Origin of the sequence: Algoriphagus sediminis, assembly GCF_030403435.1 — a bacterium.
GTDB lineage: Bacteria > Bacteroidota > Bacteroidia > Cytophagales > Cyclobacteriaceae > Algoriphagus > Algoriphagus sediminis.
In genome coordinates this window covers 166,749-177,808 of sequence record NZ_JAUEPH010000008.1, presented here as the reverse complement: position 1 = coordinate 177,808, position 11,060 = coordinate 166,749, and the positions used below count along the sequence as shown (strand labels likewise).

General features: G+C 39.7%; 8 protein-coding genes and 1 tRNA gene. 2 read left to right on the top strand and 7 right to left on the bottom strand.

What is annotated here, in order from left to right:
• Nucleotides 1–363: 363 nt before the first annotated feature.
• The 7 genes from QVH07_RS16825 to QVH07_RS16795 all read right to left on the bottom strand — a co-directional run bounded on the left by QVH07_RS16825 (nucleotide 364) and on the right by QVH07_RS16795 (nucleotide 9,354).
• Complete coding sequence (locus tag QVH07_RS16825; protein ID WP_290002766.1) at nucleotides 364–1,386, bottom strand: PorP/SprF family type IX secretion system membrane protein; 1,023 nt, start codon at nucleotides 1,384–1,386, stop codon at nucleotides 364–366.
• A complete protein-coding gene (locus tag QVH07_RS16820; RefSeq protein WP_290002764.1) occupies nucleotides 1,383–3,794 on the bottom strand; it encodes a PKD domain-containing protein in 2,412 nt (803 codons plus the stop codon). Before QVH07_RS16820 ends, QVH07_RS16825 begins: the two co-directional genes overlap by 4 nt.
• Nucleotides 3,795–5,066: an adenylosuccinate synthase gene (locus tag QVH07_RS16815; RefSeq protein ID WP_290002763.1), complete on the bottom strand. Its 1,272-nt coding sequence runs from the start codon at nucleotides 5,064–5,066 to the stop codon at nucleotides 3,795–3,797.
• 86 nt (nucleotides 5,067–5,152) lie between these two features.
• A complete protein-coding gene (locus tag QVH07_RS16810; RefSeq protein WP_290002761.1) occupies nucleotides 5,153–6,289 on the bottom strand; it encodes a hypothetical protein in 1,137 nt (378 codons plus the stop codon).
• Nucleotides 6,267–6,608, bottom strand: a complete 342-nt coding sequence (locus QVH07_RS16805; RefSeq protein ID WP_290002760.1) for an STAS domain-containing protein — start codon at nucleotides 6,606–6,608, stop codon at nucleotides 6,267–6,269. Before QVH07_RS16805 ends, QVH07_RS16810 begins: the two co-directional genes overlap by 23 nt.
• A gap of 5 nt (nucleotides 6,609–6,613) precedes the next feature.
• Nucleotides 6,614–7,081: a Fur family transcriptional regulator gene (locus QVH07_RS16800; protein WP_435367067.1), complete on the bottom strand. Its 468-nt coding sequence runs from the start codon at nucleotides 7,079–7,081 to the stop codon at nucleotides 6,614–6,616.
• Nucleotides 7,082–7,140: 59 nt separating this feature from the next.
• Nucleotides 7,141–9,354 (bottom strand): RelA/SpoT family protein, encoded by a 2,214-nt coding sequence (locus QVH07_RS16795; protein WP_290002757.1) that lies wholly within the window; start codon nucleotides 9,352–9,354, stop codon nucleotides 7,141–7,143.
• Between the two features lie 145 nt (nucleotides 9,355–9,499).
• On the opposite strand from QVH07_RS16795, the gene QVH07_RS16790 reads away from it, so the two are divergent.
• Nucleotides 9,500–9,581, top strand: a tRNA-Leu gene (locus QVH07_RS16790).
• 84 nt (nucleotides 9,582–9,665) lie between these two features.
• Nucleotides 9,666–10,994, top strand: a complete 1,329-nt coding sequence (locus QVH07_RS16785; RefSeq protein WP_290002754.1) for a trigger factor — start codon at nucleotides 9,666–9,668, stop codon at nucleotides 10,992–10,994.
• Nucleotides 10,995–11,060: the final 66 nt, after the last annotated feature.

Genomic DNA, 11,060 nt, shown 5'->3' with positions numbered 1-11,060 from the left:
CTATTTCTTCATGCCCCTAAGTCTTAGCCTAAACTATAACTTAAAAACACTCAGGTTTTCGCCTTACATCATCTCAAAGAACTTGTTCAACCCTTTCGGTTGACTCGCAAAAAAACAGGTCCTAAAAAACCCACTTTTCTATTTTTTTATCCCCCTTCCGTCCGAATGGGAGTGCAAAGGTAATCGATCATTTTTAACTTCCAATACCCTGAGGTAAAAAAAAATCCTAATCCCAACTCATCTCTACAACAACCATCCCGGCCTTTCGCCAAAACAGGATTGCAAATATCGTGGATTTATTTTCTTAAACCATGTTTTTCTGAAAGAAAATAAAGTTAAGATTGTAGCAGATTGATAATGAGCTTAGTAGTTAAAAGTAGGCATTGGGTTCCTCTGCCTATTTCGGGGGTTTCTATTTGTAAAAATATACCTCAACGATAATTCATGTGCTCCTCCTGAATTGAATTGACCCAATTTTGATATCGTAAAATCAAAACTATACCCCACCTCAATTCCATTATCAAGACTAACACCAAGTACTGCAATAATTGCCTCATTATTCGGTAATGAATATTTGGTGGGAAGCCCACGATACCAAAACCCCAATATTAAAGGTTCAAAAAAGAACTCTGCACCTAAATCAAGTTGAGAGAATTGGCCCTGAGATTTATAATTGAATGAAAGAGCAAAGGATCTCTCCTGGTCCGTATTATTAAAATAATCATTTATGTCCCCAGGTGCTAGGTCAAAACGTATTCCTCCGTGGGTTGAATACTTAATTGGAAGAGTATTCGATTCAACATCCAAATAGCTAATTGGAGGTCGTAATAAATGGTGTGCTGAAATTCCAAACCAAACTTTGTTATCATAATAGAGTAACCCCGCATGAAAATCAGATGATGACAATCGACTATCTCCCTCAAATCCATCTCCTGGTTGACCAATAATTTGTCCTGTATTAATATCAAGCTGTGTACCTAGAATAACATCATCAAAAAGTGCATCTCTCAACAAAAACCCACCTTGAGCTCCTGCATGCAGGAAACTGGACTCTCCCAATCTAAGCCTATAACTATAGCTGAGACCTATTTCATATAATTGAGTTTGAGTGAATGACTCCTGAGCCCCATTGATTATCAAGCCTACACCAGAGTTATACCTATCAGAGAAGAAATCTCCATATGCCGAATACGCTATAAAACTTTGATCCAATGTTGGCCATTGATTCCTGAAACTAAATCCCACCCGGCTCATTCCTGTACTTCCGGTAAAGGCGGGATTCAGATAAATTGGATTTGCATAAAACTGACTATACTGAATATCCTGAGCTACCAATACAGGAAAGCCAAAAATCAAAAAGCTAAGTGATAGAATTATTCTCTTCATCTTATCAATCTAAACTTTCCAGACTCCCTGACTTCCTCTCCATCTGTAGCTATCCCATTGAATCTGTATACGTAAATACCAGCATCCAAAAGCTCTCCCTCAAGTCTACCGTCCCATCCTTCAGTTTCTAGTTCGGAGGTGCTAAATATCAACTCCCCCCAGGTATTAAAAATGAGAAGCTCAATTCTCTCCAACCCTTTAAACTTGGGTACGAAAAACTGATTTTGGTCTGATAGTGGAGTAAAACCTGTGGGGAACATCACTCGAAAACTCCTGGTTATTTCCACTACTTTGGAAGCGGTAGCGATGCATCCTAACTCATCCTTTATGGTAAGTGTAACCTCAAAGTTCCCTTTGGCACCAAAAACATGAAGTGGATTCTGCTCATTACCTGATGAGCCATCCCCAAACTCCCAAAGCCATTCCACAGCTTCTTCTGATGAGTCCTTGAATGCAATAACATCATCAGGGAAGATACCACCGTCTTCATCACCTTGTATATTGGTTCCCTCCAATACAAAGTCAAAGTTTGCGAGCAACTCTTCATCCCTGATAATCACATCAAAAAAACCTGGCTCACTGTAACACTCTACCTCCTTCGGTTTAGCTTGAATCTGATAGCTACCTGATTTTGGGATTTGTTCTATTTCCCCATTTTCTAGTACCAGGCCTTCCCCACTCACTAAGTAGTCATACTGAATAGTATCCACGGCAGCCATAAAATCAAAGGCATTGATAGATTGCCCAGGCTCACAACCTATCATAGGATTTTCAAACAACAGTGGTGGATACTCTGGAAATTCTACACTAATGAGATTAGAGGTGGTTGGACAGTTTTTCCTATTATATGCAAGAATTTCATACTCTCCCGGTTCAGAAACTGAAAGGACACCCCCAACTTCACCCTGAAGTAACTCTTGATCTTTATACCATTCGTACCTTTCATAAACCTCGTTACCCTGACTCAAAAGGTTGATTTCATCTCCTTCGCAAATCACAACCGACTCTAGGATTTCATCAGCACCTTCTACGAATAAGGAAATAGGCTCGGGGGATTCCTGAATAGTCAAAGTCATCGAATTACCGGCAGAAGTCTTACCGTAATTATCTGTGATGGTGTAATAAACGGTCACCTCCTCCCCTGTGAATCCTTCATTGGGGAAAAATGTATAATCCCCAGAATCATCTCCAGCTCGAAAAGTTCCTTGCGGTAGAACCAGCTCACGATTTTCAGCCACACATTTTGCCTGGTTACAAACATCCTCCCCTTCTTCTTCAATATCCTCCAAGGATTCATAAAACTGAAGGCACCGGATGCGGCTATTTTCATTTGGTAAAATCACTTCCTCGTCGGTTATGAAGTAGGTATTCTCCTGACCTTCGCAAGATGCAATGTCTTCAAAATCTACACCCGCTGGATCTTGTAACTGATCATCCGCAGAGACCTCCACAATTAAATTTCTTATCTCATGAAAATTAGTAAAGCCACCAGTAGATGCAGCAAATCCAATCTTCAATTCTTCGGGAGGCTCAAAGTTGTATGAACGGTCAAAAATAGGAACCAGCCTGGGAGAGTTTGGCTGGGTGGTCACTAGCATCTCGACACGGAAATTATAGCCTACCCCCTGCTCTTTCGGCTCAAGTTCAATAAAAACTTTACGATAACCCACTTGATTTGGGTCAGTGACTCGTTGGGTTCCAGTTCCACCTGAGCTAATTTCAAATCCTTCGCTTAATCCTAAGTTACCGGGATCGGCTGTACGTCTCCCGGTAATAAATTCATATCCATTTAGCCCACTGCCCGGACCTCTTACCACCACCGCATTTGGCACAAGATTATTCCCTGAGCCATTAAACCCTCCATTCTTACCTTCTGAGAAATTTCCGAAATTTCCGAATTCATCGAAACCAATACCCATATAGGCATTGGTTAGTCCCGGCTCTGTGACATCGGAGTTTATTCTTTGGGCATAGCCCAAAGACCCACCAAAACCTCCGGGAGCAAAATTCTGGGTGGCAGCATCAAAAAGAAACATAACCATACCGTCAGCGCGATTTTCATCATCCCCACCGTAACTAAAGTATTCGAACTCAGCTTTTATTCCATAAAAAGAAGGGAAAGGAATATCTACATACATGTAGCCAGTCTGGAACTGCTCATTTTCAGTCAGTCTAAGCACCCCATCTACCAATCTTGAATTACCGCCAAAAACCGTAGCCGAATTAGTGGTTTGTCCATCAAAAGGCTCGCAATATGGAAATCCAATTTGGCCAAAAGAGACTTGAGCAAACAAGAGAAAAAAAAGAAATAAGGGGAGTCTTTGCATCCAGAACAAAACGAGCTGGTTCAAAAGTAAGTTTTGCCTGTAAACAAACAAAAGCCTCTCTATTCTAGAAAGGCTTTTCATTTATCTCATGATCGTCTGCTCCCGATCCGGCCCTATCGAAACCAGTTTGATCGGAACATTCAATTCCTTTTCGAGAAAAGACACATACTCAGTAAGCTCTTTAGGGAATTTATTGTAATCCCGAATTCCTTTAAGGGAGCAATTCCATCCTTTCAAAGTCTGATAAACTGGCTTAACTTCCGACTGAAGAACCTCAAAAGAAAGCTGATCAATTCTTTCTCCATCCTGTAATTCGTAATGGGTACAAACTTTAATTTCTTCAAAAATATTTAGGACATCTGCCTTCATCATGAAAAGCTGGGTCACCCCATTAATCATAATGGAATACTTCAATGCTGGCAAATCTAACCATCCGCATCTTCTTGGTCTACCCGTGGTACTTCCAAACTCATTACCCTCCTTGCGCATATCCTCTCCGTCATTTTCGAAAAGTTCAGTTGGGAATGGTCCGCTTCCAACACGAGTACAATAGGCTTTGAAAATCCCAAAGACTTCGCCGATTTTAGATGGTGCTACTCCTAGACCTGTACAGGCCCCAGCTGTCATGGTGGTGCTGCTGGTCACGAATGGATAACTACCGAAATCAATATCGAGCAAAGATCCCTGAGCTCCTTCTGCCAAAATTCTTTTATCTGAATTCAGTGCCTCATTGACCGTGTACTCACTATCGATCAAATTAAGCTTTATCAAAAACTCCAGTGCTTCAAAAAATTGTGACTCCATTCCTTCCAACTCGTCCGTAGGATGGTTATAAAAAGAGAGGATCGTCTTATGCTTATCCACTAATGCGGAATATTTCTCACCAAAATCAGGACTTAAAATATCTCCCACCCGTAAAGCAGAACGGCCGATTTTATCTTGATAAGTCGGTCCTATGCCTTTTAATGTAGAGCCTATTTTCTTATCTCCTTTGGATTTTTCATAGGCAGCATCTAGGAGTTTATGAGAAGGAATGATAATGGTGGCTTTTTTGGAAATGACCAGATTCTTTTGATAATCAATTTTGAACTTGGCCAATCCTTCTATTTCCTTTTTGAATATAATCGGATCGAGGACAACACCATTTCCCACAATATTTAGAATATTCGATCGGAAGATTCCGGATGGAATCTGGTGCAATACATGCTTTATGCCATCAAATTCAAGCGTGTGCCCTGCATTTGGACCACCTTGAAACCTTGCTACTAATTCGTATTCAGGAGCAAGAACATCCACAATTTTTCCTTTTCCTTCATCTCCCCATTGGAGACCCAAAAGCACGTCCATCTTCATTTGCTGAGAGATCTATAATATGATACTGACTTTTTGAAGCGTGAAATTTGCGAGAAGCCCAAAGAAAACCAAGAGAAACACAGGAATTATTTATTCCTTACTAGGTTGACATTGTAATAATACATCACTTCCTCCACAGGTTGTTCTTTGGCTCTGAAAAACAATCCGTACTTCGTGTTGAAATAAGTGGTCGATAAATCCAGATTGACTTCTGACAAACTTAGCTCACTTATCTTTTTGAAATTTGAATCAAAAAGCTCCAAGAAAAGAGCCGCGTTTTCTTCTCCTTTTACAGATCGGACATAAACATTCATGTCTTTAATGAAACTAATTGACCCAAATCGAACTTGGTTGTTCCAAGCTTCTTGCCAATCCCATAATAACTCACCAGAATCAACCTCCTCTCTGTAATTCTCGGGTCTTCTTTTTTGAGATGGAAAAAACTTGGATTCGAAGGTATAGGTATTCTGTAGCCCAGAATTTAAATTATAAACCAAAATATCATTAAAACTGGGATAACTTACCACGAGATTATCACCAATTACGCTTAGCTGAGGTTCTTCTCCACCTCCTAGGATCAAGCCTTTATACCTTACTTTGAACCTGGCATTATAAAAACGAGAAGAATCTAAGGCAACTGGCAAAATGAACATGGAGTCTCTTTCCACACTATATCCAATTACCTTGATTCTATTTTCAAAATCATAATCAAAATATCCAGTATTATCTTTTTTATCCAAACCAGTGAATTCCCTGGATGCCCCTGAAATTGCTATCGACGGGTATTTCAAATCTCCAAAAACCCCATATTCTTGTAAAAATTTACGAGACACCTCCTTTGTCTGAACATTTTGCCTGAAAAACTTCTGGCTATTAATGAACATATTAATTTTTGGAGTGCTGAAATAAGTAAATACTGTTCCTACACCATACGGACCCTCGGTTTCCATGATTTCACCGTCCTTAGACCAAGCTGAATCAGCTGAAATAAAAATACTATCTAATGAATGGGCAATTTCATTATAAATCGTCCCTTTGCTTTTGGCAGAGTCTAAGAAAACTATGTAGTATCCCTCTGTGGTAAGACCACCTTGTCCTATAATAAACTCTTTTCTATCAGAAACTTCCAGCACATACTCCTGCTTTGAATAATCATTTTCAGAACATGAAAAAATTCCAATTATTAAGAATAGTGAAAAATTACATCTTCTTTTTGAACTCATCCACAGAGTCATAAACCGTAAAAATATTATTGAGTTTAGTGATAATTAGTAGTTTTTTGACATGCTCAGAAGGTGCAGTGAGATACATTTCACCACCTACATTTCTCATTTTAGTGAGCATAGTGATCAACAGTCCGATTCCGCTTGAACTAATGTAGCGAACCTCGCTCAGGTCCACCACAAAGGTACGTGCGCCTGACTCCACGGCATCACTAACCTCTTCCACTAATTTAGGTCCTAGACGATCACCGATTAAATCCCCTTTTAAAGAAAGGTAGTTAGCAAACTCATCTTTTGAGGTAGTATATGTTAAATCCATCTTTATTAATTGGAGTTAGCTAAGGCTCTATTTTCGCAATTTTCTTTTTGACAATTTCCAAATAAAATCAAAGAGTGATGCATTACCTTGAAATTGAGGATGTCGCCTACGGTATTTTGAATGTTCTGAATTCTGGGATCACAAAACTCAAGCACTTTATTGCACTCCGTGCAAATCAAATGATCATGCTGCTTGTAACCATAGGATTTTTCAAATTGAGCCAAGTTTTTACCGAACTGATGTTTGGTCACCAGGTCACACTCCTCTAATAAATCCAGCGTGTTATAAACCGTAGCTCGACTCACCCGGTAGTTTTTATTCTTCATGCTTATATACAAACCTTCCACATCAAAGTGACCAGACCTGCTATAAATCTCTTCTAGAATCGCATATCTCTCCGGAGTTTTTCTCAGCTTTTGATTTTCCAGATACGCCGTGAAGATGGTTTTGACTTCTTCGAAATTATCAGTCATCGAGGACATTAATTTTTATTTCAAATATAACTGCCGAAACGGAGAAATGATTCAACATGTTAATCAAATCTAGTTACCTGAAAGATTCCTTCGACTTTCTCAAGGTCTTGAATAAGCTTATCAAGGTGGCTTGTACTATTCACATAAAGTTTGATAGTACCTTCGAAAACACCTGCATCCGAATCAACAGTGATAGATCTCATATTTACTTTTAATTCATTTGAGATGACTTTTGTGACATCGTTTATCAAGCCTACCCGATCCGTTCCTACGATTCGCAACCCAGCTAAGAAAGCAATTTCTTTTTGACTGGTCCACCTGGCTTTGATCACCCTATTTCCATGATTGGACAATAGTTCTACAGCGTTGGGGCAAGAAGTTCGATGGATTTTTATCCCCTCATTAACTGTCACGAAACCAAATACATCATCCCCAGGGATAGGATTACAACACTTTGCAAGGATGTAATCCACAACATCCATATCCTCACCGATGAGCAGTTGATCATGATCGGGTCCCTTCACGCTTTTTATTTCCTTAGTGAAAGTTGATTCATCCTTCACTCGCTCTTGAATGGACTTCTGCTTCTTTTTTTGCTTTTCAAGAAAATCTTTAAATGAACGAATCGTGGTTGGGTCAATTATTCCTCTTCCAACTCTATAGTAAAATTCATTTGCTGTTTTCAATTCGTAGAAGGCGCGTAGTTTTTCCACCGTCTCTGAATTGAACGTCATTTTCATTTGTTTGAGTTTTCTTCGAACGATTTCCTTCCCATCCAGAATTGAGCTTTTCTTTTCTTCTCTTAGCGCATCTTTAATCTTTGCTTTAGCCCGGGAAGTCACCACTATGTTCAGCCAGTCTTCATTCGGCTTTTGCTTTCCTGATGTCAAAATTTCTACCTGGTCTCCATTTTTCAGAACATGTGAAATGGGGACGAGCTTTTGATTGACCTTTGCACCAATGCAGCTTGCGCCCACCTCCGTATGTATCTCAAAGGCAAAATCCAAAGCAGTGGCTCCATGTGGTAAAACTTTCAGGTCTCCCTTAGGGGTAAAAACAAAAACCTCCTCCCTGAAAAGATTTCCACGGAAATCATCCATGAACTCAATAGCATTGGCTTCATTGCTCTCCAAAAGTCCCCGCACCTGAGTGATCCAATCATCAAGACCTGATGGGGACTTACTTTCTTTCTCCTTGTATTTCCAATGTGCTGCGTATCCACGTTCAGCGATTTCATCCATTCTTTTAGTTCGGATCTGTACTTCCACCCACTGACCAGAATTACTCATGACGGTGGTATGAAGTGATTCGTAACCATTCGAACGAGGGGTACTGATCCAATCCCTTAGTCTATCAGGATTGGGCTGGTAGAAATCCGTCACTATGGAATAAACCTGCCAGCAATCTGCTTTTTCATTTTCGAAATCACTATTTAGAATTATCCGCACAGCAAAAAGGTCGTAAACCTCATCAAATGGAATGCCCTGCTTTTTCATCTTGCTGTAAATAGAATAGACAGATTTGGGGCGGCCCTTTATGGTATAATCGAAACCCTGACGATCTAATTCCTCATCTATAGGCTGAATAAATTTTCGAATAAATCGATTCCTCAGAGATCTGGATTGCTGGATTTTATTAACAATGTCCTGATAAGTATCTGCATCGGTATACTTTAAGTACAAATCTTCAAGCTCAGACTTAATGGCATAAAGACCTAGCCTATGTGCAAGCGGGGCGTATAGGTACATGGTTTCTGATGCGATCTTCAATTGCTTATGCCGTGGCATGCTCTGAAGAGTTCTCATATTATTTAACCTATCCGCCAGTTTGATTAGAATCACCCTCACATCATCTGAAAGCGTGAGCAACATCTTTCGGAAGTTTTCTGCCTGTTGAGAACTTCCATAATCAAATACTCCCGATATTTTAGTCAAGCCATCTATGATGGTCATCACTTTGTGCCCGAAGTCTCTTTCAATATCCTCCAGCTCCCAATCGGTATCTTCCACTACATCGTGGAGTAAGGCAGAAACGATAGATGTGGTCCCTAACCCAATTTCTTCAACACAGATCAATGCTACTTCAAGAGGGTGGTAGATGTATGGTTCACCGGACTTTCTACGCATATCCTTGTGAGCTTCCAAGGAAACGTTAAAAGCCTTTTTTATTTCCTTCGCGTCACCAGGTTTTAAAAAGGGCTTGGCTTGTCTCAAGAGCCTGCGGTAGCGCTTGAGGATCTGTTTTCTTTCCTCTTCTGTGTCCACTTGAATCATAACCTGAAATTTAAAGATTTTTCTCGCCAAAAATTATTTCCAAAACATGAATATTTTTTTTTAGACCCATTGCAAATTTATTTTTACTGTTTACCTTTGCACGCACAATTCAGCGAGGGAAAAACGTTTTTCTCTAGAATTTAATGCGGATGTGGCGAAATTGGTAGACGCACTAGACTTAGGATCTAGCGCCGCGAGGCATGGGGGTTCGAGTCCCTCCATCCGCACTGATACAGAACCCTCAATCTCTGCCTTCTTTTAGGATAGCGATTGGGGGTTTTTAGTTCAAGGTCATCTAAATAACTATTGCTTTGGAAATTACATTAGACAAAAAGTCAGCAAATCAAGGATTAGTAAGAATCAGCCTAAAGGAAGAAGATTACCAAGATAAGGTAACTGCCAAGCTTAAGGATTATGCTAAACAAGCAAACATTAAAGGGTTTCGTCCTGGCAAAGCCCCTCTAGGAATGATCAGAAACCTTTATGGCACATCCGTGATGGTGGAAGAGATCAACTCCATTTTGGGAGAAAAGCTGAATAATTACTTAAAGGAGCAAGATTTCAAAATCCTTGGAGATCCTATTCCAGACGAGTCAAAGCAACAGGACATCGACTGGAAAACTCAAAAGGAATTTGATTTTGACTATAAGATTGGTTTCGTTGAAAATATCGAAGTACCTCTTGATAGTAAGATCAAAGCCAATAATTTTAAAATAAAGGTGGACGATGCTGAGGTTAAGGAGACGGTCGAAAACCTTCTTTCTCAACAAGGAGAAAGCAGTAACCCAGAGGTCTCTGAAGAAGGTGATAATCTTTATGGTGATTTGGCCAAAGCGGATGGTACATGGTCTAAAACTTTGACTTTCCCAATTGATAAACTCACCAAAAAACTTGGAAGTAAATTCATCGGAGTTTCAAAAGATGCGGTGATTGAGTTTCCTTCTAAAGATGTCAAGAAGGCACAATGGGATGAGGCATTTGGTTTAACGGATGAGGAGAAAGAGCATGTAGATGGAGACTTAACTTTCACTGTTAAAAACATCAATCGAACAGCTAAGGCCGAACTTAATCAAACATTTTTTGATAAGATCTTTGGTCCTGACCAGGTGAAAAACGAAGAGGAGTTTATGACCAAAGTAAAAGAGACTCTTCAAGCGAATTATGATAAGGAATCTAAAGTTTACACTGAGGAGGAGCTTAAGAAGGCTTTGGTAGAAAAAGCTAAAATCGAACTGCCTGAAGAATTCCTTAAAGAATGGTTGCTCAAGGCAAACCAAGGTAAGGTTAGCGCAGAAGATGTGGAAAAAGAATATCCTGCTTATGCAAGACAGCTTACATGGTCACTTATTTCAAATCATCTGGCTACTGCTAATGATATCAAAGCTGAGCATGAAGATGTCATCGAAAAGACCAAGGCAATGGTAAGAGAACAATTCGCAGCATCAGGCTTAGGTTCTCAAATGGAAGATAGCATGGATATGTTTGTGGACAACTACCTTAAAGGTGAGGAAGGGCAAAATTACATGAACATGTTGACTTCAGTACAGAATGATAAAGTACTGGCCATGGTTATGGAAAAGCTCAAGCTAAAAGACAAGGAAATAACTGTAGAGGAGTTCAAGAAACTTTTAGAGGAGTAAGTCAGTTATAAATCATATTAAAAGTCCTTTTTTAAGGGCTTTTTTTATTTTTGTCTACCACAACAT